22 protein-coding genes and 1 pseudogene are annotated in these 25,382 nt (G+C 52.2%); 10 read left to right on the top strand and 13 right to left on the bottom strand.

Translation table 11 applies throughout. The features are described from left to right. Nucleotides 1-49: 49 nt before the first annotated feature. The 6 genes from caiT to caiE all read left to right on the top strand — a co-directional run bounded on the left by caiT (nt 50) and on the right by caiE (nt 7,189). Complete coding sequence (gene caiT / locus ACJHWK_RS06135) at nt 50-1,564, top strand: L-carnitine/gamma-butyrobetaine antiporter (protein ID WP_000787109.1); 1,515 nt, start codon at nt 50-52, stop codon at nt 1,562-1,564. Nucleotides 1,565-1,594: 30 nt separating this feature from the next. Next, nucleotides 1,595-2,737 carry a crotonobetainyl-CoA dehydrogenase gene (gene caiA, locus ACJHWK_RS06130; protein WP_000347117.1) on the top strand — a complete coding sequence of 381 codons (1,143 nt, stop codon included), beginning with the start codon at nt 1,595-1,597 and terminating at the stop codon, nt 2,735-2,737. Between the two features lie 117 nt (nt 2,738-2,854). Next, complete coding sequence (caiB, locus tag ACJHWK_RS06125) at nt 2,855-4,072, top strand: L-carnitine CoA-transferase (RefSeq protein WP_000349954.1); 1,218 nt, start codon at nt 2,855-2,857, stop codon at nt 4,070-4,072. Nucleotides 4,073-4,145: 73 nt separating this feature from the next. Continuing rightward, nucleotides 4,146-5,699: a crotonobetaine/carnitine-CoA ligase gene (gene caiC, locus ACJHWK_RS06120; RefSeq protein WP_170886342.1), complete on the top strand. Its 1,554-nt coding sequence runs from the start codon at nt 4,146-4,148 to the stop codon at nt 5,697-5,699. Between the two features lie 108 nt (nt 5,700-5,807). Beyond that, nucleotides 5,808-6,593, top strand: coding sequence for a crotonobetainyl-CoA hydratase (gene caiD, locus ACJHWK_RS06115; protein WP_020233797.1), 786 nt, complete (start codon nt 5,808-5,810; stop codon nt 6,591-6,593). A gap of 5 nt (nt 6,594-6,598) precedes the next feature. Further along, nucleotides 6,599-7,189: a carnitine operon protein CaiE gene (gene caiE, locus ACJHWK_RS06110; RefSeq protein WP_001520450.1), complete on the top strand. Its 591-nt coding sequence runs from the start codon at nt 6,599-6,601 to the stop codon at nt 7,187-7,189. 118 nt (nt 7,190-7,307) lie between these two features. Here caiE and caiF read toward each other — a convergent pair whose 3' ends face one another. The 11 genes from caiF to ACJHWK_RS06055 form a co-directional block, all read right to left on the bottom strand. Continuing rightward, nucleotides 7,308-7,703, bottom strand: a complete 396-nt coding sequence (gene caiF / locus ACJHWK_RS06105; protein WP_000333125.1) for a carnitine metabolism transcriptional regulator CaiF — start codon at nt 7,701-7,703, stop codon at nt 7,308-7,310. A gap of 260 nt (nt 7,704-7,963) precedes the next feature. Further along, nucleotides 7,964-11,185 carry a carbamoyl-phosphate synthase large subunit gene (gene carB, locus ACJHWK_RS06100; RefSeq protein WP_001126371.1) on the bottom strand — a complete coding sequence of 1,074 codons (3,222 nt, stop codon included), beginning with the start codon at nt 11,183-11,185 and terminating at the stop codon, nt 7,964-7,966. A gap of 17 nt (nt 11,186-11,202) precedes the next feature. Further along, on the bottom strand, nt 11,203-12,351 hold the full coding sequence (gene carA, locus ACJHWK_RS06095) for a glutamine-hydrolyzing carbamoyl-phosphate synthase small subunit (RefSeq protein WP_000597260.1): 1,149 nt from the start codon (nt 12,349-12,351) through the stop codon (nt 11,203-11,205). Nucleotides 12,352-12,806: 455 nt separating this feature from the next. Next, entirely contained in the window at nt 12,807-13,628 is an 822-nt protein-coding gene (dapB, locus tag ACJHWK_RS06090; RefSeq protein WP_170886329.1) for a 4-hydroxy-tetrahydrodipicolinate reductase, read from the bottom strand. Between the two features lie 166 nt (nt 13,629-13,794). Next, the gene (gene rihC / locus ACJHWK_RS06085; RefSeq protein ID WP_001239142.1) at nt 13,795-14,709 is read right to left on the bottom strand and encodes a ribonucleoside hydrolase RihC; all 915 of its coding nucleotides are present in this window, start codon (nt 14,707-14,709) and stop codon (nt 13,795-13,797) included. A gap of 65 nt (nt 14,710-14,774) precedes the next feature. Beyond that, nucleotides 14,775-15,725 (bottom strand): 4-hydroxy-3-methylbut-2-enyl diphosphate reductase, encoded by a 951-nt coding sequence (gene ispH / locus ACJHWK_RS06080; protein ID WP_001166395.1) that lies wholly within the window; start codon nt 15,723-15,725, stop codon nt 14,775-14,777. A gap of 1 nt (nt 15,726) precedes the next feature. Continuing rightward, on the bottom strand, nt 15,727-16,176 hold the full coding sequence (gene fkpB / locus ACJHWK_RS06075; RefSeq protein ID WP_000004655.1) for an FKBP-type peptidyl-prolyl cis-trans isomerase: 450 nt from the start codon (nt 16,174-16,176) through the stop codon (nt 15,727-15,729). 124 nt (nt 16,177-16,300) lie between these two features. Then, nucleotides 16,301-16,795, bottom strand: a complete 495-nt coding sequence (lspA, locus tag ACJHWK_RS06070) for a signal peptidase II (protein ID WP_000083372.1) — start codon at nt 16,793-16,795, stop codon at nt 16,301-16,303. Continuing rightward, nucleotides 16,795-19,611 carry an isoleucine--tRNA ligase gene (gene ileS / locus ACJHWK_RS06065; RefSeq protein ID WP_001286835.1) on the bottom strand — a complete coding sequence of 939 codons (2,817 nt, stop codon included), beginning with the start codon at nt 19,609-19,611 and terminating at the stop codon, nt 16,795-16,797. The genes lspA and ileS overlap by 1 nt, the downstream gene beginning before the upstream one ends. 42 nt (nt 19,612-19,653) lie before the next feature. Further along, nucleotides 19,654-20,595, bottom strand: a complete 942-nt coding sequence (ribF, locus tag ACJHWK_RS06060; protein WP_000767329.1) for a bifunctional riboflavin kinase/FAD synthetase — start codon at nt 20,593-20,595, stop codon at nt 19,654-19,656. A 7-nt stretch (nt 20,596-20,602) separates the two neighbouring features. Next, nucleotides 20,603-20,821 carry a DUF2575 family protein gene (locus ACJHWK_RS06055; RefSeq protein ID WP_001300728.1) on the bottom strand — a complete coding sequence of 73 codons (219 nt, stop codon included), beginning with the start codon at nt 20,819-20,821 and terminating at the stop codon, nt 20,603-20,605. A 102-nt stretch (nt 20,822-20,923) separates the two neighbouring features. On the opposite strand from ACJHWK_RS06055, the gene rpsT reads away from it, so the two are divergent. From rpsT to ACJHWK_RS06040, 3 genes and pseudogenes are all read left to right on the top strand, one after another. After that, nucleotides 20,924-21,187, top strand: a complete 264-nt coding sequence (rpsT, locus tag ACJHWK_RS06050; protein WP_001274021.1) for a 30S ribosomal protein S20 — start codon at nt 20,924-20,926, stop codon at nt 21,185-21,187. Nucleotides 21,188-21,493: 306 nt separating this feature from the next. Next, nucleotides 21,494-22,191 (top strand): IS1-like element IS1A family transposase gene (locus tag ACJHWK_RS06045; protein ID WP_223566431.1). Its coding sequence is split into 2 segments (ribosomal slippage): nt 21,494-21,743 and nt 21,743-22,191, totalling 699 coding nucleotides; the frame shifts between segments, so codons are not numbered across the junction. A gap of 15 nt (nt 22,192-22,206) precedes the next feature. Continuing rightward, nucleotides 22,207-22,344 (top strand): annotated as a pseudogene (locus tag ACJHWK_RS06040) (fimbrial family protein); the annotation flags it as partial. A gap of 37 nt (nt 22,345-22,381) precedes the next feature. Here the strand turns inward: ACJHWK_RS06040 and nhaR are convergent. Then, nucleotides 22,382-23,281, bottom strand: a complete 900-nt coding sequence (gene nhaR / locus ACJHWK_RS06035; RefSeq protein WP_001338226.1) for a transcriptional activator NhaR — start codon at nt 23,279-23,281, stop codon at nt 22,382-22,384. Between the two features lie 65 nt (nt 23,282-23,346). Then, nucleotides 23,347-24,513 carry a Na+/H+ antiporter NhaA gene (gene nhaA / locus ACJHWK_RS06030; protein WP_000681354.1) on the bottom strand — a complete coding sequence of 389 codons (1,167 nt, stop codon included), beginning with the start codon at nt 24,511-24,513 and terminating at the stop codon, nt 23,347-23,349. 585 nt (nt 24,514-25,098) lie between these two features. Here nhaA and mokC point away from each other — a divergent pair. Continuing rightward, nucleotides 25,099-25,251, top strand: a complete 153-nt coding sequence (mokC, locus tag ACJHWK_RS06025; protein WP_000809168.1) for a type I toxin-antitoxin system toxin MokC — start codon at nt 25,099-25,101, stop codon at nt 25,249-25,251. Nucleotides 25,252-25,382: the final 131 nt, after the last annotated feature.

Here is a 25,382-nt window from a genome sequence, read left to right as displayed (position 1 = left end):
ACAAACGGGAACGCAAAATAAATATTCGTTTTCACAGTGGAATTAACTCATGAAGAATGAAAAGAGAAAAACGGGAATAGAACCGAAGGTTTTCTTTCCGCCGTTAATAATCGTCGGCATACTTTGTTGGCTTACAGTAAGAGATCTGGATGCGGCGAATGTCGTTATTAATGCTGTATTCAGTTACGTCACCAATGTATGGGGATGGGCATTTGAATGGTATATGGTGGTGATGCTTTTCGGTTGGTTCTGGCTGGTGTTTGGCCCGTATGCCAAAAAGCGTTTAGGTAACGAACCACCAGAATTTAGTACCGCCAGTTGGATCTTTATGATGTTCGCCTCCTGTACGTCTGCTGCCGTACTGTTCTGGGGATCGATTGAGATCTACTACTACATCTCCACCCCGCCGTTTGGCCTAGAACCGAACTCGACAGGAGCGAAAGAGTTGGGGCTGGCTTACAGCTTGTTCCACTGGGGACCTCTGCCGTGGGCCACTTACAGCTTCCTTTCAGTCGCCTTCGCTTACTTCTTCTTTGTCCGCAAAATGGAAGTGATTCGCCCCAGCTCCACACTGGTGCCGCTGGTAGGTGAAAAACACGCCAAAGGGTTGTTCGGTACCATCGTCGACAACTTCTATCTCGTCGCCTTGATCTTCGCGATGGGTACCAGTCTGGGCCTTGCCACGCCGCTGGTGACCGAGTGTATGCAATGGTTGTTTGGCATTCCGCATACCCTGCAACTGGACGCTATCATCATTACCTGCTGGATTATCCTCAACGCCATTTGCGTCGCCTGCGGTCTGCAAAAAGGGGTACGTATCGCCAGTGACGTGCGTAGTTACCTGAGCTTCCTGATGCTGGGTTGGGTGTTCATTGTCAGCGGTGCCAGCTTCATCATGAACTACTTCACCGATTCGGTGGGGATGTTGCTGATGTATCTGCCGCGCATGTTGTTCTATACCGATCCCATCGCTAAAGGCGGCTTCCCGCAGGGGTGGACCGTGTTCTACTGGGCATGGTGGGTGATTTACGCTATCCAGATGAGTATCTTCCTCGCCCGCATCTCCCGTGGTCGTACCGTGCGTGAACTGTGCTTCGGCATGGTGCTGGGGCTGACAGCGTCAACCTGGATCCTGTGGACTGTGCTCGGTAGTAACACTCTGCTGTTGATGGATAAGAACATCATCAACATTCCAAATCTGATCGAACAGTACGGTGTGGCGCGCGCCATCATCGAAACCTGGGCCGCTCTGCCACTCAGCACCGCCACCATGTGGGGCTTCTTCATCCTCTGCTTTATTGCCACCGTTACGCTGGTTAACGCCTGCTCTTATACCCTGGCGATGTCCACTTGCCGCGAAGTACGCGATGGTGAAGAACCACCGCTGCTGGTGCGTATCGGCTGGTCAATTCTGGTTGGCATTATCGGTATTGTTCTGCTGGCGCTCGGCGGCCTGAAACCGATTCAAACCGCCATTATCGCCGGAGGATGCCCGCTGTTCTTCGTCAACATTATGGTGACGCTCTCCTTTATTAAAGACGCGAAACAGAACTGGAAAGATTAATTAACCCCCAAAATATCAAGAGGTTGAAAGATGGATTTTAATTTAAATGATGAGCAGGAACTGTTTGTCGCCGGTATCCGCGAACTGATGGCCAGCGAAAACTGGGAGGCCTATTTTGCCGAGTGCGACCGTGACAGCGTCTACCCGGAACGTTTTGTCAAAGCACTGGCGGATATGGGTATCGACAGTCTGCTGATCCCTGAAGAGCACGGTGGTCTGGACGCGGGGTTTGTTACTCTCGCCGCCGTGTGGATGGAGCTGGGACGTCTGGGGGCACCAACCTATGTGCTGTACCAGTTGCCGGGCGGGTTCAATACCTTCCTGCGCGAAGGCACACAAGAGCAGATCGACAAGATTATGGCTTTCCGCGGCACCGGTAAGCAGATGTGGAACTCAGCGATTACCGAGCCGGGCGCGGGCTCCGACGTGGGTAGCCTGAAAACGACTTATACCCGTAGAAATGGTAAGATTTATCTTAATGGTAGTAAGTGTTTTATTACCAGCAGCGCCTACACCCCGTACATCGTGGTGATGGCGCGCGACGGGGCTTCTCCGGACAAACCTGTCTACACCGAATGGTTTGTTGATATGAGCAAACCGGGCATCAAAGTGACCAAACTTGAAAAGCTCGGTCTGCGTATGGATAGCTGCTGTGAAATCACTTTTGACGACGTGGAACTGGACGAGAAAGACATGTTCGGTCGGGAAGGTAACGGCTTTAACCGCGTCAAAGAAGAGTTCGACCATGAACGTTTCCTGGTAGCCCTGACCAACTATGGTACGGCGATGTGCGCCTTTGAAGATGCGGCGCGCTACGCCAACCAGCGCGTGCAGTTTGGCGAGGCGATTGGTCGTTTCCAGTTGATTCAGGAAAAATTCGCCCACATGGCGATCAAATTAAACTCCATGAAAAACATGCTGTATGAAGCAGCGTGGAAAGCAGACAACGGCACCATCACCTCTGGCGATGCGGCAATGTGCAAATACTTCTGCGCCAATGCGGCATTTGAAGTGGTGGATAGCGCAATGCAGGTGCTGGGCGGTGTCGGGATTGCGGGCAACCACCGCATCAGCCGCTTCTGGCGTGACCTGCGTGTAGACCGCGTCTCCGGGGGATCTGACGAAATGCAGATCCTGACGCTGGGTCGCGCGGTGCTGAAGCAATACCGCTAAGTCCGTGCGCTGCCTGATGCGACGCTGACGCGTCTTATCAGGCCTACGGTCGGCCGGATAAGGCGTTTACGCCACATCCGGCAGTCATGCGCTACATAAATTTTTCAGGAGCTAATAATGGATCATCTACCCATGCCGAAATTCGGGCCGCTGGCCGGATTGCGCGTTGTCTTCTCCGGTATCGAAATCGCCGGACCGTTTGCCGGGCAAATGTTCGCAGAATGGGGGGCGGAAGTTATTTGGATCGAGAACGTCGCCTGGGCCGACACCATTCGCGTTCAACCTAACTACCCGCAGCTCTCCCGCCGCAATTTGCACGCGCTGTCGTTAAATATCTTCAAAGATGAAGGCCGCGAAGCGTTTCTGAAATTAATGGAAACCACCGATATCTTCATCGAAGCCAGTAAAGGTCCGGCCTTTGCCCGTCGTGGCATTACCGATGAAGTCCTGTGGCAGCACAACCCGAAACTGGTTATCGCTCACCTGTCCGGTTTTGGTCAGTACGGCACCGAGGAGTACACCAATCTTCCGGCGTATAACACCATCGCCCAGGCCTTCAGTGGTTACCTGATTCAGAACGGTGATGTTGACCAGCCAATGCCTGCCTTCCCGTATACCGCCGATTACTTTTCTGGCCTGACCGCCACCACGGCGGCGCTGGCAGCATTGCATAAAGTGCGTGAAACCGGTAAAGGCGAAAGTATCGACATCGCCATGTATGAAGTGATGCTGCGTATGGGCCAGTACTTCATGATGGATTACTTCAACGGCGGCGAAATGTGCCCGCGCATGACCAAAGGTAAAGATCCCTACTACGCCGGTTGCGGTCTGTACAAATGCGCCGACGGCTACATCGTGATGGAACTGGTGGGCATTACCCAAATTGAAGAGTGCTTTAAAGATATTGGCCTCGCACATCTGCTCGGTACGTCGGAAATCCCGGAAGGCACTCAGCTTATCCACCGTATCGAATGCCCTTACGGCCCACTGGTAGAAGAGAAACTCGATGCCTGGCTGGCTGCACATACCATCGCAGAAGTTAAAGAACGCTTTGCCGAACTGAATATCGCCTGTGCCAAAGTACTGACCGTACCGGAACTGGAAAGCAATCCACAGTATGTGGCTCGCGAATCAATCACTCAGTGGCAAACGATGGATGGTCGCACCTGCAAGGGGCCGAATATCATGCCGAAATTCAAAAATAACCCCGGAAAAATCTGGCGCGGAATGCCCTCACATGGCATGGACACGGCTGCCATTTTGAAAAATATCGGCTACAGCGAAAACGACATTCAGGAGTTGGTCAGCAAAGGTCTGGCCAAAGTTGAGGACTAAACGCGTGGCGTCAGTCGGCTTGCCTGACTAGCGCCCGCCCAATAACAAACGAACAACAATGGATAGAGGTGCGATGGATATCATTGGCGGACAACATCTACGTCAAATGTGGGACGATCTGGCGGACGTTTACGGTCATAAAACGGCGCTGATTTGTGAATCCAGCAGCGGAGTCGTTAACCGGTATAGTTATCTTGAGTTAAATCAGGAGATTAACCGCACGGCAAACCTGTTTTATACGCTGGGGATTCGCAAAGGCGACAAGGTTGCTCTACATCTCGACAACTGCCCGGAATTTATCTTTTGCTGGTTCGGGTTGGCAAAAATTGGCGCGATTATGGTGCCGATTAACGCCCGCCTGTTGCGCGAAGAAAGCACGTGGATCCTGCAAAATAGCCAGGCATGCCTGCTGGTGACCAGTGCACAATTTTATCCTATGTATCAACAGATTCAGCAGGAAGATGCCACTCAGTTGCGGCACATTTGCCTGACAGATGTGGCACTTCCCGCTGATGATGGCGTGAGTTCGTTTACTCAACTGAAAAATCAACAACCTGCCACCTTGTGCTATGCACCGCCGCTATCGACTGACGATACGGCGGAAATTCTCTTCACCTCCGGCACCACCTCCCGACCGAAAGGGGTGGTGATTACCCATTACAACCTGCGCTTCGCTGGATATTACTCCGCCTGGCAATGTGCACTGCGTGACGATGACGTCTACCTGACGGTAATGCCTGCGTTTCATATCGATTGCCAGTGTACTGCGGCGATGGCGGCGTTTTCTGCCGGGGCCACCTTTGTGCTGGTCGAGAAATACAGCGCCCGCACCTTCTGGGGACAGGTGCAGAAGTACCGTGCCACCATTACCGAATGTATTCCGATGATGATTCGTACGTTGATGGTGCAGCCGCCTTCAGCGAACGATCGGCAACACCGCCTGCGGGAAGTGATGTTTTATCTCAACCTGTCGGAGCAGGAAAAAGACGCGTTTTGTGAACGCTTCGGCGTTCGCTTGCTGACGTCTTATGGGATGACGGAAACCATTGTGGGCATTATCGGCGATCGCCCTGGCGATAAACGACGCTGGCCGTCGATTGGTCGGGCGGGGTTTTGCTACGAAGCGGAGATCCGCGACGATCACAATCGCCCGCTCCCGGCAGGTGAGATCGGTGAAATCTGTATTAAAGGCGTACCAGGGAAAACCATCTTCAAAGAGTATTTTCTCAACCCGAAAGCCACTGCGAAAGTGCTGGAAGCCGATGGCTGGCTACATACCGGCGATACCGGATACCGCGACGAAGAGGGCTTTTTTTATTTCGTCGATCGCCGCTGCAATATGATCAAACGCGGTGGCGAGAATGTCTCCTGCGTGGAGCTGGAAAATATTATCGCCGCGCACCCGAAAATTCAGGACATCGTGGTTGTGGGTATTAAAGATTCGATTCGCGATGAAGCCATCAAAGCATTTGTGGTGCTGAATGAAGGTGAAACATTGAGCGAAGAGGAATTTTTCCGCTTCTGCGAACAAAATATGGCGAAATTTAAAGTGCCCTCTTATCTGGAGATCAGAAAAGATCTGCCACGTAATTGCTCGGGGAAAATAATTAGAAAGAATCTGAAATAAATGAAACGGCAGGGAACTACCCTGCCAGCTAATAATCACGCTCTAAAACAATATGCATTTTTTGCAGGGATGTTGTCGTCCCTGAAAAAGCAAAAATGGAGAAAAGGAATGAGTGAATCATTACATCTGACCCGCAATGGATCAATTCTGGAAATTACCCTTGATCGCCCAAAAGCGAATGCTATTGATGCAAAAACCAGCTTTGAAATGGGCGAAGTATTTCTAAATTTCCGTGACGATCCGCAATTACGTGTCGCCATTATTACCGGTGCCGGAGAGAAATTCTTTTCCGCGGGCTGGGATTTAAAAGCGGCAGCAGAAGGCGAAGCACCGGATGCTGACTTTGGCCCGGGTGGTTTTGCAGGATTAACCGAAATTTTCAATCTCGACAAACCGGTTATCGCCGCTGTGAACGGCTATGCCTTTGGCGGCGGCTTTGAACTGGCGCTGGCGGCAGATTTTATTGTCTGTGCCGATAATGCCAGCTTCGCCCTGCCGGAAGCCAAACTGGGCATCGTTCCTGACAGCGGCGGCGTGCTGCGTCTGCCGAAGATCCTGCCGCCTGCCATCGTCAATGAAATGGTGATGACCGGCAGACGAATGGGCGCAGAAGAGGCGCTGCGTTGGGGGATAGTCAACCGCGTGGTTAGCCAGGCGGAACTGATGGATAACGCCCGCGAACTGGCGCAGCAGCTGGTTAACAGCGCTCCGCTGGCGATTGCGGCGCTGAAAGAGATCTACCGCACCACCAGCGAAATGCCGATAGAAGAAGCGTATCGCTATATTCGCAGCGGCGTGTTGAAACACTATCCGTCGGTTCTGCATTCGGAAGATGCCATTGAAGGGCCGCTGGCGTTTGCCGAGAAGCGCGATCCAGTGTGGAAAGGACGTTAACAACCGTGAGCTATTACGCCTTTGAGGGGTTAATTCCGGTGGTTCACCCGACGGCGTTTGTCCATCCCAGTGCAGTATTGATTGGCGATGTGATTGTGGAAGCCGGTGTCTACATCGGCCCACTCGCCTCACTGCGTGGTGACTACGGGCGGTTGATCGTGCAAGCGGGAGCCAATATTCAGGATGGCTGCATTATGCATGGCTACTGCGACACTGACACCATCGTTGGGGAAAACGGCCATATCGGGCACGGAGCGATCCTGCATGGTTGTGTGATTGGTCGCGATGCATTGGTCGGGATGAACAGCGTGATTATGGATGGCGCGGTCATTGGCGAAGAGAGCATTGTTGCCGCCATGAGCTTTGTCAAAGCAGGCTTTAGCGGCGAGAAACGCCAGTTGTTGATAGGTACGCCAGCCCGCGCTGTACGCAGTGTTAGTGACGACGAGTTACACTGGAAACGGTTGAATACCAAAGAGTATCAGGATCTTGTCGGGCGCTGTCATGCATCGTTGCATGAAACGCAGCCACTGAGGCAAATGGAGGAAAATCGCCCCCGTTTGCAGGGGACGACGGATGTGACGCCGAAACGGTAATCTTGCCGGATGCGGCGTAAACGCCTTATCCGACCTGGCTGGAAAGGAACCGTAGGCCGTATAAGATGCACCAGCATCGCATCCGGCGACCAGGTCGCACGGTATCAACGAAACGACATTAACGACGCATACTCTTTGACAACATCATCTGCCACTTCTGCTCGCGGTTAAGTTCCGTGAGCGGAACGGCAGGAATACGCGGTGTCTTTCTTACGCCGACTAATTTTTCCCGACTGTTATTGCGCAGGCGCGCGTAAATTTGCTCATCGATATCGACCACTTTAACCAGTCGCTGACACTGGCATCCCCGCCCTTCCAGCTTATTAGGGATCATCTTAACTTCGCAGCTTATTTCTGTGACTTCCGACAGAATATAAGTCAGGGTATTAACCGCCTTGCTGTGTTCAATATCGAAATGAATAGAGATCTCTCTTGCTATCACCCACCGATTTTCAGCCATCATCCATTCGGCGATTAACAAGTAGAGTGGTTTTTCAACATATCCTTCACACATACGAACTCCAGTTTCACAAATTAAAAGTCTGGCTATGACTCGTTTTGAAGCAATTAAACAAGGCCATATTAAAATTGTGGATATATCGATAGTATGCAACTTCACCGTCGATAAGTGTGAGCTAAATCCTGCTTATGTCATCAAAAATATCGATTCCCCAAAAGATTTACTTAATGGGCAAAAAAAACGGTCCTCATCAGAGAACCGTATTAGTTATTCGATCAAATTAGCGGATGAAAAATATCCGCCATGACACGCTATTATTTGATCTGCGCGTGCATTTCCTGCACCGAAATTACTTTTTCAGTCGCATCGGCATTCAGCGCCATCGCGGTAGCGAAACCACCGTTCAGGGTGGTGTCGTAATGCACTTTATATTGCAGCGCACTGCGACGAATCACGCGGGAGTCTTCAATCGCGCGACGACCTGAAGTGGTGTTGATGATGTAGGTATATTCGCCATTCTTGATGCGGTCCTGAATGTGCGGACGACCTTCATGCACCTTGTTCACCAGACGCGGATTGATACCCGCTTCGCCCAGCACAATCGCCGTGCCGTGGGTCGCATCCAGCTCGAAACCCTGTTTCAGCAGTTTTGCCGCCAGGTCCACCACGCGTTCTTTGTCGCCTTCGCGCACGGAAAGCAGCGCACGACCGTGTTTCTTCATGGTGGAGTTGCTGCCCAGCTGCGCTTTGGCGAACGCTTCAGCGAAGGTGCGGCCCACGCCCATGACTTCCCCGGTAGAGCGCATTTCTGGCCCTAACAGCGGGTCAACGCCCGGGAATTTGTTGAACGGCAGCACCACTTCTTTCACCGAGTAGTACGGCGGGATAACTTCTTTGGTTACGCCCTGCTCAGCCAGCGATTTGCCAGCCATCACACGCGCCGCCACTTTTGCCAGCGGTACGCCGGTGGCTTTGGAGACGAACGGAACGGTACGCGCCGCACGCGGGTTAACTTCAATCAGGTAGACTTCGTTGTTTTTAACCGCAAACTGTACGTTCATCAGGCCGCGCACCTGCAATTCGAAGGCCAGTTTCTGCACCTGCTGGCGCATCACATCCTGAATTTCCTGACTTAAAGTGTAGGCTGGTAGCGAACATGCAGAGTCACCGGAGTGCACGCCCGCCTGCTCGATGTGCTCCATGATGCCGCCAATCAGCACCATTTCACCGTCGCAGATGGCATCCACGTCAACTTCTACTGCGTCATCAAGGAAATGATCCAGCAACACTGGCGCATCGTTAGACACGCTGACCGCCGTCTGGAAGTAGCGACGCAGGTCAGCTTCGTCATAGACGATTTCCATCGCCCGACCGCCGAGAACGTAAGACGGACGTACCACCAGCGGGTAGCCAATCTCTTTCGCCTTCTCTACCGCCATTTCAATAGCGGTAACGGTGGCGTTCGCCGGTTGTTTCAGTTTCAGACGGTCAACCGCATGCTGGAAGCGTTCACGGTCTTCTGCACGATCGATAGCATCCGGGCTGGTACCGATAACCGGTACGCCAGCCGCTTCCAGCGCGCGCGCCAGTTTCAGCGGGGTCTGACCGCCGTATTGGACGATAACGCCTTTCGGCTTCTCAATACGCACGATTTCCAGCACATCTTCCAGAGTTACCGGCTCGAAGTAGAGGCGATCGGAAGTGTCGTAATCAGTGGAGACGGTTTCCGGGTTACAGTTAACCATAATGGTTTCGTAACCGTCTTCGCGCAGCGCCAGCGAGGCGTGTACGCAGCAGTAGTCGAATTCGATACCCTGACCGATACGGTTCGGGCCGCCGCCAAGCACCATGATTTTTTCACGGTCGGTAGACGGATTCGCTTCGCACTCTTCTTCATAAGTGGAGTACATGTAAGCGGTGTCGGTGGCGAACTCTGCCGCACAGGTATCCACGCGCTTATAAACCGGGTGCAGGTCATACTGGTCGCGCAGCTTGCGGATTTCTGCTTCACGCACGCCCGCGAGTTTTGCCAGACGCGCATCGGCAAAGCCTTTGCGTTTCAGCTGGCGCAGGAATTCAGCGTTCAGGCCAGTGATGCCCACTTCTGCGACTTTCTCTTCCAGACGCACCAGCTCTTCAATTTGTACCAGGAACCAGCGGTCAATGTTGGTCAGGTTGAACACGCCGTCTACGGACAGGCCCGCGCGGAAAGCATCGGCGATATACCAGATACGCTCTGCGCCTGCATCTTTCAGTTCGCGGCGGATTTTGGTCAACGCTTCCGGGTCGTCCAGGCTCACTTTCGGGTCGAAGCCAGTCGCGCCCACTTCCAGGCCGCGCAATGCTTTTTGCAGGGATTCCTGTTGCGTGCGACCAATCGCCATCACTTCGCCAACAGATTTCATCTGAGTGGTCAGACGGTCGTTAGCACCGGCGAATTTCTCGAAGTTGAAGCGAGGAATTTTGGTAACCACGTAATCGATAGACGGCTCGAAGGAGGCCGGAGTACGCCCGCCGGTGATGTCGTTCATCAGCTCGTCGAGGGTGTAACCTACCGCCAGTTTCGCCGCTACTTTGGCAATCGGGAAGCCGGTGGCTTTCGACGCCAGCGCGGAAGAACGCGACACGCGCGGGTTCATTTCGATAACAATCAGGCGACCGTTTTTCGGGTTAACCGCAAACTGGACGTTGGAACCGCCGGTTTCAACGCCGATTTCACGCAGCACCGCCATCGAGGCATTACGCATGATTTGATATTCTTTATCGGTCAGCGTTTGGGCTGGCGCGACAGTGATGGAGTCACCGGTGTGGATGCCCATCGCATCGAAGTTTTCGATAGAGCAGACGATGATGCAGTTGTCGTTTTTATCACGCACCACTTCCATCTCGTACTCTTTCCAGCCGATCAGCGACTCATCAATCAGCAACTCTTTGGTTGGGGAGAGATCCAGACCGCGGGCGCAAATTTCTTCAAACTCTTCGCGGTTATAAGCGATACCGCCTCCGCTACCGCCCATGGTAAAGGATGGACGAATAATGCATGGGAAGCCCACGTCAGCGGCAACCGCCAGCGCTTCTTCCATGGTGTGCGCGATACCGGAACGCGCGGTTTCGAGACCAATTTTCTTCATCGCTACGTCGAAACGACGGCGGTCTTCTGCTTTATCAATCGCGTCGGCGGTGGCACCAATCATGGTGACGCCGAACTCTTCCAACACGCCCTGACGTTCCAGCTCCAGCGCACAGTTCAGCGCCGTCTGACCGCCCATCGTTGGCAGCACCGCGTCCGGGCGCTCTTTTTCAATAATCTTGCGTACCACTTCCCAGTGAATCGGCTCGATGTAGGTCGCATCAGCCATTTCCGGGTCGGTCATGATGGTCGCCGGGTTAGAGTTCACCAGAATGACGCGGTAACCTTCTTCACGCAGGGCTTTACATGCTTGCGCGCCAGAGTAGTCAAACTCACACGCCTGACCGATAACAATCGGGCCCGCACCCAGAATCAGGATACTTTTTATATCTGTACGTTTTGGCATGGCTCTTTTACTCCTGATTACTTAGCGGTTTTACGGTACTGCTCAATTAACTCGATAAAGTGGTCGAACAACGGCGCGGCGTCGTGTGGACCAGGGCTGGCTTCCGGGTGCCCCTGGAAGCTGAACGCCGGTTTATCGGTGCGATGAATGCCCTGTAACGTACCGTCGAACAGGGATTTATGCGTGACACGCAGGTTTGCAGGTAATGTTGCTTCATCCACCGCAAAACCGTGGTTCTGGGCGGTGATCATCACCACGTTTTTCTCCACATCTTTAACCGGATGGTTGCCGCCGTGGTGACCAAATTTCATTTTGACAGTCTTCGCACCGCTCGCCAGCGCCAGCAGCTGATGACCGAGGCAGATGCCGAAGACCGGAATATCGGTTTCGAGGAATTTCTGGATGGCGGTAATGGCGTAATCGCACGGGGCCGGGTCGCCAGGACCGTTGGAGAGGAAGATGCCGTCTGGATTCATTTTCAGCACATCTTCCGCAGAAGTTTGCGCCGGAACGATGGTCAGGCGACAGCCTCTATCCACCAGCATCCGCAGGATGTTGCGCTTGGCACCAAAATCATAAGCCACGACGTGGAACGGCAGCTCGTCTTCTTTTTTCGCTTCTGGCAGGCCGCCGGTCAACGTCCAGCTCCCTTGTGTCCAGCTATAGGCTTCTGCGGTGGTCACTTCTTTTGCCAGATCCATGCCGTTCAGACCTGGGAACGCGCGGGCTTTTTCTAACGCCAGCGCCGCATCCGGGTTATCGCCTGCGATAATGCAGCCATTCTGTGCGCCTTTCTCGCGCAGTAAACGCGTCAGCTTACGGGTATCGATATCGGCAATCGCCACGATGTTATGGCGTTTCAGGTAAGAAGAGAGGTCTTCGGTATTACGGAAGTTGCTGGCAATCAGCGGCAGGTCGCGAATCACCAGACCTTGTGCATGTACCTGAGAAGATTCTTCATCGGCGTCATTAGTGCCGACATTGCCAATATGGGGATAAGTAAGAGTAACGATTTGGCGAGAATAGGAAGGATCAGTGAGGATTTCTTGATAACCGGTCATTGAAGTATTGAAAACGACTTCCCCAACCGCCGAACCTGTTGCCCCTATGGCCCGACCGTGAAACTGGGTTCCGTCTTCCAGAACCAATAGCGCTGACTTAATCAAAACACCCTCCAGAGAATATTCACTCACTTTATTTGCATATTAATTCACAATGATGACGTAAATCAATGCAAATCTGCTTACCGACGAATTTCTGGCAAACGGCGGCATTCTGGAGATATGGGCGCTAAAAGTCAACTTAATGGCGGGATTTTTTATATTATTTTGTGGCTCATGCATGTTTTACAGACATTAAGCGACAAAAAGATCATATAACCCGTTCTGGAAAACGCTTGCGCAGCAAGAAGATTGCATGAAATAAAAATGAGCAGAAAAAAGTGGACCAGATGGTCAAAATTTACATTAAAACAACAAAAACAGAAGACAAAACGTGTAATTTTTAGCACTTACATGAAATTTAAAAACATAATACCAAAAATAAAAGGGCTAAAAATTAAAGCCCTTTATGATCAATAAATTAAATGTGTTATTTTTGCATCATCATAAACATTTTGTGGTTACAAATTATTGAGATCAAGCACATCTCGCATATCAAAAAGACCACTTTCCTTACCACTCAACCACAAAGCCGATCTTACCGCACCGTTAGCAAATGTCATGCGGCTGGACGCCTTATGGGTGATCTCCAGACGCTCGCCAATATCGGCAAACATCGCGGTATGTTCGCCAACGATGTCACCTCCACGCACGGTGGCAAAACCAATGGTGCCAGGCACACGTTCACCGGTATGGCCTTCACGACTGTAGACCGCGCAATCTTTCAGATCTTTATCAAGGGCGTGGGCGATCGCCTCTCCCATTGCCAGTGCGGTGCCTGACGGCGCATCAACTTTATGTCTATGATGTGCTTCAATAATTTCGATATCGGTGTAGTCACCCATCACTTTGGCTGCTTTCTCCAGCAGCTTAAGCATGACGTTAACGCCAACGCTAAAATTGGCGGCAAAGACAATCGCAATATCGGCGGCGGCGTCACGAATCGCCTGTTTACCGGCTTCGTCAAACCCCGTAGTGCCGATCACCATCCCTTTGCCATGCTGGCGACAAAAAGCGAGATGGTTCAGCGTACCTTCCGGACGGGTAAAATCGATAAACACATCAAAATCATCTTTTACCGCATCGAGGCTGCTTTGCACGGTAACGCCTGTTTTCCCGGCTCCGGCCAGCTCACCGGCGTCGCTGCCCAGTAAAGAAGATCCTTCACGCTCCAGCGCAGCGCCCAACTGCACGCCCTCTAATGCCAGCGCCGCCTGAATCAACTGGCGGCCCATACGCCCCCCGGCTCCCGCGATGGCAACGCGGATGTTTGCATCATGCATAGCTATTCTCTTTTGTTAATTTGCATAGACCGTTTTCAGAGTAACCAGCGCATCGCTACGCCGCCAGCCAAAAACGCTGATAATTAGAAATTAATGATAAACAGGGAGGGATATCAGTGAAAGGCATGAGTCGATGAATGACTGCATGCCAATAACATGTGACAGGTTACGACGCCAGAGCCAGCACCTCAGCCACCCACTGCTGGAAGCCTTTCACATCCAGATCCAATGCCACCTGTACATTGGCTGGCTTGCCCAGGCAACCGTCGATATCAACCACCGTCGTGCCTGAGGTAAATTCGCCCTGAGTTTCCACTGCCACAAAACAGGGTTTGAGAGTGAACAGGTCCGGGCGCACCAGCCAGGCGATGGCGCAGAGATCGTGCATTCGCAAGCCGCTTTGCATACTGCCGCTACGGTAGTGGCTAAACAGGGCGTGAAGCATTTTCCCGGTACGGTTTAACTGCGGCAGTGTAGAGAGATAGTCAGGAGTTAATATTGCCTGATTGGTGACATCCAAACCGCACATGACGATTTCAATACCACTGCGGAAGACACAGGCAGCAGCTTCTGGATCGGCAGCAATATTAAACTCGGCGTTTGGCGTACAGTTGCCGCGTCCGGCAGAACCACCCATGATCACCAGACGGCGAATATACGGCTTGCATTCCGGGCATTGTGAAAGTAACAGCGCAATATTGGTTAACGGGCCGATGGCCACCAGGGTAACAGGCTCTGGTGCACGCATCAGGGCATCCCGAATCGCCAGAAACGCCGGTATCCCGAGCGGCTTTCGGTTGTGCTCAACAAAGTCGTAGCCAGCCATTCCCGATTCGCCGTGCACAGATGCCGCATCACGCGGTGCGCGTACCAGTGGCACAGCGGCCCCTTGGGCGAGCGGAATCTCCGCATTCCAGAAATGCAGCAGTTGCAGGGCATTGCGGGTAGTTTTCTCAACCGAGACATTACCCGCGACGGTGGTCATCAGTTGCAGGTCGAGTTCGGGTGCAAAAATCGCGGCGGCAATGGCGACGGCATCGTCAATGCCGGGGTCAGTATCGAGGAAGATAGGTAAACGCATGTTTTCTCCATAAAAAATGCCGGTAACAAGACCGGCATTTTCGCATAACTTAGGCTGCTAATGACTTAATCGACTTCACGAATATCGACACGCAGCTCTTTCGGCACTTCGAAAACAATGTTTTCTTCACGGCCTTCCAGCGGAATGGCTTCACCACCGCCCAGCTGCTGCAAACGTGCCACCACATTCTGCACCAGAATATCCGGAGCCGATGCGCCCGCAGTCACGCCGACGCATTTAACCTCTTTCACCCACTCTTCCTGGATGTCTTTCGCATCGTCAATCAAAAACGCGCGTTTGCCCATACGCTGGGCCAGCTCCGCCAGACGGTTGGAGTTGGAGGAGTTTTTCGAACCGACCACCAACACAACTTCCGCCTGTTCTGCCAGGGCGCGTACCGCTTCCTGACGGTTAGTCGTGGCGTAGCAGATGTCATCTTTGCGCGGACCGACAATTTTCGGGAAGCGTTTACGCAGCGCGTCGATCACATCAGACGTGTCATCCACCGACAGCGTGGTCTGGGTCATAAAGGAGAGCTTCTCTTCGTTTTTGACCGTCAGTTTCCACACATCGTCCGGCGATTCGACCAGATACATTCCCCCTTCCGGGTTACTGTACTGGCCCATTGTCCCTTCCACTTCCGGGTGCCCGGCGTGACCGATGAGAATAGATTCTTCGCCACGGCGACTGGCGCGGGCGACTTCCATATGCACTTTGGTCACCAGCGGACAGGTGGCATCAAACACCGTCAAATCGCGACTTTTTGCTTCGTTACGTACCGCCTGAGAAACACCGTGTGCGGAGAAAATCAGGATCGCGCCGTCCGGTACTTCGCTAATCTGCTCAATAAAGATAGCCCCACGCTCACGCAAGCTATCGACCACATAGCGGTTATGTACCACTTCGTGACGGACATATATCGGTGCGCCGTAAATGGCCAGCGCGTTTTCAACAATGCTGATAGCGCGGTCTACCCCGGCACAAAAACCACGCGGGTTGGCCAACAGGATCTGCATGTTACGCCTCCAGTGCCGGATCGATTTCCAGCACTTCAATATCAAAATGAACGGTCTGCCCGGCCAGCGGATGGTTGAAATCAACGGTAATGGAGTCGCCGTTAATTTCGCGGATCACGCCAGGCATCTCACTGCCATCCATTGCGGTAAAAAGCATGATTGCGCCAATTTCTGGCTCGCCTGCATCCATAAATTCACGGCGGGAGAAGTACTGAATCAGGTCCGGTGACGGCACGCCAAACGCCGCATCTGGCTCCAACGAGAAGGTGGTTTTATCGCCCACTTTCAGCCCCAACAGGTGTTGCTCCAGCCCTTCAGAAAGAGAAGCATCACCCAGGCGGAACAGCGCCGGTTTACCGTTGTTGCGGGTAGACTCGGCGGTGGTGCCATCGTCGAGTTTTAGCGTGAAGTGCACCAGGACGGCGCTATTGCTCTGTACAGATTCAGACATGCAGGTTTGCTCTTATATTTAAGGATTTTTGCCGGATGCGGCGTAAACGCCTTATCCGGCCTACGATTTCGCAGCAATCTGTAGGCCGGATAAGATGCGTCAGCATCGCATCCGGCAGGGTTTATTATTGTTTTTTCGCTCTAGAAGGCAAAAAACCTTCCAGCACAATCAGTGCCGCACCGACACAGATGGCAGTATCGGCAAGGTTGAAGGTGGCGAAGTGCCAGTCGCCGACGTAGAAGTCGATCATATCGACAACGAAGCCGTGCCACAGGCGGTCGAACAGGTTGCCCAGCGCGCCGCCAATAATCAGCGCGTAAGCGATATTGTTTAGCTTCTGCGTGGCCTTCGAGCGATACATCATCACTGCCAGGATCACGCTAATACCAATCGCAATACCGGCAAAGAACCAACGCTGCCAGCCGCCGCTATCGGCAAGGAAACTAAACGCCGCGCCATAGTTACGCGCATAATGCAGATTAAGCGACGGGAACAGCGGGACCGTATCCCCCAGAGCAAAGTTCTGGAGGATCAGGTATTTGCTGCCCAGATCGATAATCAGCACGACTACCACCAGCCACAGCCAGCGTAGCCCTGTTGAACAGATCGATTGACTCATCAGGCAAACTTACGTTTTTCACCGTCACCGGCGACGTTGCTGACACAGCGGCCGCAGATTTCTGCGTGTTCCGCCACCTTGCCGACATCCTGGGTGTAGTGCCAGCAGCGTGGGCACTTCTCACCTTCGGCTTTACTCAACGCGACTTTCAGCCCTTTGAGTACTTCGCTCTGCTGAGCATCAGCAGGTGCGTCGTTATAGTCTGCAACGGTAGCGCCGGAGGTCAACAGGACAAATCGTAATTCATCGCCCAGCGCGGTCAGTTTCGCCGACAGTTCCGGTTCTGCATACAAGGTTACTGCCGCTTCCAGCGAGCCACCCACTTTCTTGTCGGCACGCGCTTGCTCAATGACTTTGTTCACTTCGCCACGCACTTTCAACAGCTCGTCCCAGAACGCATCGTTCATCGCTTCACTGTCTGCCAGGCCAAACAGGCCTTCGTACCACTCACCGGTGAAGACGTATTTTTCACGTTCGCCCGGCAGGTAGCCCCACACTTCATCAGCGGTGAAGGAGAGGATTGGTGCCATCCAGCGCACCAGCGCTTCTGCGATGTGATATAGCGCAGTCTGGCAGCTACGACGCGCCACACTGTCCGCTTTGGCGGTGTACTGACGGTCTTTGATGATGTCGAGGTAGAAGGAACCCATCTCAACGGAGCAGAAGCGCATCAGACGCTGTACCACTTCGTGGAAATCGTATGCTTCGTACGCCTTGAGGATGTCTTCCTGTGCCGCTTTCGCACAACCTACGGCCCAGCGATCCAGTACCACCATCTCTTCCGGTTTCACCATATCTTTTGCTGGATCAAAACCGTTCAGGTTTGCCAGCAGGAAGCGCGCGGTGTTACGGATACGACGATAGCTATCGGCAGCACGTTTCAGGATCTCGTCAGAAACGGCCATTTCACCGGTGTAGTCGGTTGATGCCACCCACAGACGCAGAATATCCGCGCCCAGTTTGTTCATCACATCCTGCGGCGAAACGGTATTGCCGATGGATTTAGACATCTTGCGGCCCTGACCATCCACGGTAAAGCCGTGGGTCAGTACCTGACGATACGGCGCTTTACCCTTCATCGCGGTGGAGATCATTAGGGAAGACATGAACCAGCCGCGGTGTTGGTCAGAACCTTCCAGATACATGTCCGCTGCGTGACCGGCAAATTCCGGACGCACGTCAACAACAGAAGAGTGGGTAGATCCGGAGTCAAACCATACATCCAATGTGTCCGGCACTTTCACGTACTGATCAGCTTCGTCGCCGAGGATCTCTTTCGCATCGAGATCCCACCACGCCTGGATGCCATCGACTTCAACGCGTTTTGCCACTTCTTCCATCAGTTCAAGGGTACGCGGATGCAGCTCTTCCGTGTCTTTGTGCACGAACAGTGACATCGGTACACCCCAGGTGCGCTGACGGGAGATACACCAGTCAGGACGGTTAGCAACCATCGACTCGATACGCGCCTGGCCCCAGTCCGGGATCCACTGCACGCCTTTGATCTCTTTCAGTGACTGCGCACGCAGACCTTTCTGATCCATGCTGACGAACCACTGCGGCGTCGCGCGGAAGATGATCGGCGTTTTGTGACGCCAGCAGCACGGATAGCTGTGCTGCATTTTCTCAACGTGCAGCAGCGCGCCTTTTTCCTGCAGCAGCGCAACGACGATGTCGTTCGCTTTGAAGACGTTCACGCCATCCAGCGTCGGATAAGTGCCCGGCAGATAAGTGCCGTCCGGGCCAACCGGGTTAGCGGTTTCCAGGCCGTATTTCTGACCGATCACATAGTCGTCCGGGCCGTGGCCAGGCGCGGTGTGAACGGCACCGGTACCGGCATCCAGGGTAACGTGATCGCCGAGGATTGCCGGAACGTCGAAGCCCATAAACGGATGGGTAAAGCGCAGCAGCTCAAGCTCCGCACCTTTTACCGTGCCGAGAATGGTGTAATCGGTCACGCCGATACGCTGCATTACGCTTTCAACCAGATCTTTCGCCAGAATCACGGCCTGACCGTCGATCTGCACCAGCGCATAGTCGAAATCTGGTGCAATAGAGATTGCGCGGTTGGCAGGCAGAGTCCACGGCGTGGTGGTCCAGATTACCAGCGAGATTGGGCCGTTAACGTTGCTTACGGCAAATTTTGCTTTCAGTGCATCCTGATCGACTGCCTGGAAAGCAACGTCGATGGACGGAGAAGTTTTGTCGTAATACTCAACTTCCGCTTCCGCCAGCGCAGAATGGCAGTCAACGCACCAGTGAACTGGCTTCGCGCCTTTGTGCAGGTGACCGTTGCCGATGATTTTGCCCAGCGCGCGGATGATGTTGGCTTCAGTTTTGAAGTCCATGGTCAGGTACGGGTGCGACCAGTCGCCCAGCACGCCCAGACGGATAAAGTCTTTGCGTTGACCGTCAACCTGGGTCGCCGCGTATTCGCGGCACTTGGCGCGGAACTCGGCGGCGGTGAATTTCTCACCCGGCTTACCGTATTCTTGCTCGACTTTCAGCTCGATCGGCAGACCGTGGCAGTCCCAGCCAGGCACATACGGCGAGTCATAACCGGAAAGCCCTTTGGACTTCACGATAATGTCTTTCAGAATCTTGTTAACCGAGTGACCAATATGAATGCTGCCATTCGCATAAGGAGGGCCATCATGCAGAATGAAGGTTTTTTTGCCTTTTTTAGCCGCACGGATGATGCCGTACAGATCATCATCAGTCCAACGCGCCAGCATTCCGGGTTCGCGCTTGGCGAGATCGCCACGCATCGGGAACCCTGTTTCCGGCAAATTCAGGGTTGATTTATAGTCACTCATCAGATTCTCGGTTCCGTATTTCGGTTTGATTACATAACAGGCTTAAGCCGGTTTTGTTAGCCCAAAAAATTCGCGGGCGGTTAATTCATCACGCGCAATCTGCGCTTTCAGTTCGTCCAGCGACGCAAATCGCTGCTCATTGCGTATTTTTTTACGCAGCACTACTTGTATATGGCGACCGTAAAGGTCCATTGCAACATCTAACAAATGCACTTCCAGCTGCTGGCGAATACCGGCAACCGTTGGGCGTGTTCCGATGTTTGCCACGCCGGGTAACGGCTTTTCACCGAGGCCCAGCACTTCTACCGCATAAACCCCTTTCACCGGGGAAACCTGACGGCGCAGCGGTACATTCGCCGTCGGGAAACCTATAGTGCGCCCTAATTCATCACCGTGGACTACACGCCCGGAGATGGCAAACGGGTGCCCCAGTAAACTCTCTGCCAGAGCCAGATTGTCATCCGCAAGGGCCTGACGCACGGCGGTGCTGCTGATGCGCACGCCACCTTCGCAAAAAGTTTGCGTACTGGTGATATCGAAGCCGTATTCCATGCCAGCTTTCTGTAATAACAAGAAATCGCCTTCACGACCAGCGCCAAAGCGGAAATCATCACCTACGGCAAGAAATTTTACGCGCAAATGCTTCACCAGAAGATCGCTGATGAAATTTTGCGCGGTTAACGCCGCGAAACGCCTGTCGAAACGCACGCACAGCACGTAATCAACGCCACACTCTGCAAGGTAACGCAGTTTTTCCCGCAGCCGGGTCAGTCTTGCCGGGGCTTTATCGGTAGCAAACAGTTCCAGTGGTTGAGGTTCAAAAAGCATCACCATCACCGGTAAGTTGCGCTTGCGCCCTTCTTCCTGCAAGCCCTGTAACAGCGCGCGATGACCGCGATGCACGCCGTCGAAATTACCAATAGTCAGCACACACCCTTCTTGCGGGGCCTGGCTGAGATTATGTATGCCGCGTATCAGCTTCATGTCTGGCTCAAAACAGTGAAAATCGTCCGAGTATACCTTGTACAGCGGTCAAGGTTAACCGGCGATTGAGTACCGAAATCAGAAAGAAGTGGCTTTTCATTGCCATGGCGCAAATCACGGGAAGAAACTGACCGCCTGCTGCAATTTTTATCGCGGAAAAGCTGTATTCACACCCCGCAAGCTGGTAGAATCCTGCGCCATCACTACGTAACGAGTGCCGGCACATTAACGGCGCTTATTTGCACAAATCCATTGACAAAAGAAGGCTAAAAGGGCATATTCCTCGGCCTTTGAATTGTCCATATAGAACACATTTGGGAGTTGGACCTTGGCTAATATCAAATCAGCTAAGAAGCGCGCCATTCAGTCTGAAAAGGCTCGTAAGCACAACGCAAGCCGTCGCTCTATGATGCGTACTTTCATCAAGAAAGTATACGCAGCTATCGAAGCTGGCGACAAAGCTGCTGCACAGAAAGCATTTAACGAAATGCAACCGATCGTGGACCGTCAGGCTGCTAAAGGTCTGATCCACAAAAACAAAGCTGCACGTCATAAGGCTAACCTGACTGCACAGATCAACAAACTGGCTTAATCGCCAATTTGCTGAAGCTTTGTGAAAAAGCCCGCGCAAGCGGGTTTTTTTATGCCTGCTGCTTTTGTGATGCGTGAGAGAACACACTGCCGGTTGCCAGATAGTCAAAAGAGACATGCCGTTGTACTATCTGAACTCTTCGTGGCTTAAGAATCGTAGAACCATCGGCTGATACATTCTGAACAAGAATATCTACTCAATCTCCAGACTCCCCCACAAAGAATATGGATATTGTGATACACATTGAGGTAGGTGATGCTGCCAACTTACTGATTTAGTGTATGATGGTGTTTTTGAGGTGCTCCAGTGGCTTCTGTTTCTATCAGCTGTCCCTCCTGTTCAGCTACTGACGGGGTGGTGCGTAACGGCAAAAGCACCGCCGGACATCAGCGCTATCTCTGCTCTCACTGCCGTAAAACATGGCAACTGCAGTTCACTTACACCGCTTCTCAACCCGGTACGCACCAGAAAATCATTGATATGGCCATGAATGGCGTTGGATGCCGGGCAACAGCCCGCATTATGGGCGTTGGCCTCAACATGATTTTACGTCACTTAAAAAACTCAGGCCGCAGTCGGTAACCTCGCGCATACAGCCGGGCAGTGACGTCATCGTCTGCGCGGAAATGGACGAACAGTGGGGCTATGTCGGGGCTAAATCGCGCCAGCGCTGGCTGTTTTACGCGTATGACAGTCTCCGGAAGACGGTTGTTGCGCACGTATTCGGTGAACGCACTATGGCGACGCTGGGGCGTCTTATGAGCCTGCTGTCACCCTTTGACGTGGTGATATGGATGACGGATGGCTGGCCGCTGTATGAATCCCGCCTGAAGGGAAAGCTGCACGTAATCAGCAAGCGATATACGCAGCGAATTGAGCGGCATAACCTGAATCTGAGGCAGCACCTGGCACGGCTGGGACGGAAGTCGCTGTCGTTCTCAAAATCGGTGGAGCTGCATGACAAAGTCATCGGGCATTATCTGAACATAAAACACTATCAATAAGTTGGAGTCATTACCAGCAATTACTACTCTTTTCAGCATCCCCATGAAGGAAGTAATCAGATTCCTCTATTTATTCGCCCGCGTACATATGGAAACAATGTCTCAAGCGGGCAAATAATGAGCCGAGTCAAAATCGTGGTAATGTACAACTAATCTATCTCCCCCACCTTAACTTTGGGGGAGCTGCCGATTAACGCACCGCTGGACTAAAAAGCGCAGAATAATCCGTATTGCAGATTCGCTGTACCGCCGGGTGCTGAATCATCCGCTCAGCAAAAATAGCATGGTACTCTTCCATCACATTCTCGACGCGACCAATTTCTACGACAGTTTTATCGGCATAAAAGTCATATGCATAAAGCGTTGGGGCAACGAAGATTGCATTGTGCATCGCACCAAAAGCTTTCATCAAAGCGGCATCATCAAACTCGCCGAGGATTTCTACGTTTAATCCCTGGGAGTTAAACCAGTTAAGCAATTTGCGCCCTAACATTGAACGTCGCCCAGGAATCAAAAGTCGCCGTTCTTCCAGACAAGCCGGGAACGGTTTTTCTGGTGGTGGATTTGTACACCAGAAACTCACGCCACATTCGCCAATTCTCACGGAGAACAGGCCTTCCTGCTGCGTAGAGTCTATCGGACAGTCAGAAATGATCATATCCAGTTTATGCTGACTTAATTGCTCCAGCAGCATTTCGTGGGTGGATTCGAAGCAGCGAAGATGAATGGGCTCGCCTTCTACCACTGCGGCGTTAAGTACGCTACTGACCAGGCGTTTGGAAAGTGCATCAGCCACGCCAACGTCAAACAATAAATTGGATTCTTTGCGATAGTTCACAATATCCAGCATTTCCTGGCTTAAGGTGAACATTTTATCGGCATAGCGATAGACCAGTTCTCCCAGCTCGCTGGGTTCGAGACCACGTCCCTTGCGTTTAAATAATTTGCCTTGCAGGCGCTCTTCCAGCGCTCGAATCTGTCCGGTAATGGTTTGTGGAGTTAAATAAAGCGCCTCCGCTGCGCCAACCACGGAACCTTCTTTATAGACATGCCAGAAGTAATACAAGTGGTTGTAATTGATATGAGACATGCTCATTTCTCTCCCTGATAACAATGAAAAGGGAGCCGTTTATGGCTCCCCGGTAAACCGTCCTGTCAAACTGATGGACGCAAACGAACGCGTAACCAGCTGTATCCAATTACCGCCGAAGAGATAGAACCGACCAGGATACCGAGTTTCGCCCAGTTAATCAGTTCTGGATCTACGCTACCAAAGGCCAGGCTGGCAATAAAGATAGACATAGTAAAACCGATACCGCACAGGATCCCCACCACCATAATTTGCTGATAAGTCGTTCCCTCAGGCAGATGCGCCAGTTTCAAACGCAGCGCCAACCAGCAGAACAGACTAATCCCCAGCGGTTTGCCAATCAGCAAGCCAGCGATGATCCCCAATGGCAGAATGGAGGTCAAGCCATCCAGCGTGACGCCTTGCAGTGAAACGCCAGCATTAGCAAATGCAAACAGCGGCAAAATCAGATACGCCACCCACGGGTGCAACACATGCTCCAGTCGCTTCGCTGGAGAACGCCCATGCTTCTCTTTCAAAGGAATAAAGAAGCCGACAATTACCCCCGCCAGAGTTGCGTGAACCCCCGATTTCAACACCGCAGTCCACAACACCACGCCAACAAGAATATAGACGCCCGTGCGGCGTGCACCACACAGATTCAATACCGCGAGTACCGCAATTGCTACAGCCGCGACGCCAAGAGAGGCCATCGATAAGTCATTAGTGTAGAACAATGCGATGATAATGATGGCCCCAAGATCGTCGATAATAGCCAGAGCCATCAAAAAGATCTTCAGCGCTAACGGAACACGACTTCCCAACAGCGCCAGTACACCAAGTGCAAAAGCAATGTCAGTAGCCGCCGGGATCGCCCACCCTTCGCGGGTAATCGGATCGGCATAGTTAAAAGCCAGATAGAGTAATGCCGGCACAATCATCCCACCAATAGCGGCGATAACTGGAAATGCGGCCTGGCGTAAGCTGGCTAGCGATCCTTGCATCAGTTCACGTTTAACTTCCAGACCGACTAACAGGAAAAATACCGCCATCAGCGCGTCATTTATCCATAACAGCATGTTTTTGTTGATTTCGAGTGAACCAACCCGGAGCTGAACCGGCGTCTCCAGAAAGTCGTGATACCATCCACTGGTTGCGCCGCTGTTGGCCATAATCATCGCCAGGATAGCGGCAATGATAAGAATAATGCCTCCCGAGGCATCACTGCTAAAGAATCGATGCAGATGTTTCACTTTTTATTTCTCTTTCAGGTGAATAGATCGTTTTTACTATTTTACCCCGCACGAATCATCGTTAAAATCAGATTATAGTGTAGGAATAATTCGTTTTTTACGAGTTATTGAAGAATTTGCGCCATCAGCGGTGAGATGCGTTTTTGACGGCTGTAAGCGCTCACGAGTGACCCTAAGCCTAGATAATCATAGCTTAAGGTGAGGATTCCTGAGGGATTAATTAGGAAAAGTAATAATTAATTTGTTGTCAGTCGGCGATGCTTGTTAGGCCAATATTTCAAAAATAATCCAGCTTGTCGTCAATAATTGCGATGAAGAGATAAATTAAAGTTAAATAATTAAATCATTAAAAAATTACGCCACAAAAATGCGAGGCGTCTTCAGGATTAGAATCGATAAAACAAAATGGGTTAAAGAGAGCGATATAATAGCGGCGGGTGCTTGAGGCTGTCTGTCTCAGGCATTAGCTGAACGGCAGATAGAGAAAAGCCCCGAGTGATATTTTACCATCAACCCGAGGCCTCCTATATGCTGAACACATGTAGAGTGCCTCTTACTGACCGTAAGGTCAAGGAGAAGAGAGCAATGAAGCAGCATAAGGCGATGATTGTCGCCCTGATCGTCATCTGTATCACCGCCGTAGTGGCGGCGCTGGTAACGAGAAAAGACCTCTGTGAGGTTCACATCCGAACTGGCCAGACGGAGGTTGCTGTTTTCACGGCTTACGAATCCGAGTAAGAGCAACGGCGGGGAGTGATCCCATAAGCGCTAACTTAAGGGTTGTGGTATTACGCCTGATATGATTTAACGTGCCGATGAATTACTCTCACGATAACTGGTCAGCAATTCTGGCCCATATTGGTAAGCCC

Origin of the sequence: Escherichia sp. WS547 (assembly GCF_046486065.1) — a bacterium.
In the GTDB taxonomy this organism is placed as follows: domain Bacteria; phylum Pseudomonadota; class Gammaproteobacteria; order Enterobacterales; family Enterobacteriaceae; genus Escherichia; species Escherichia coli.
The sequence above is the reverse complement of the archived record's forward strand: the minus strand, read 5'-3'. Positions and strand labels throughout refer to the sequence as shown.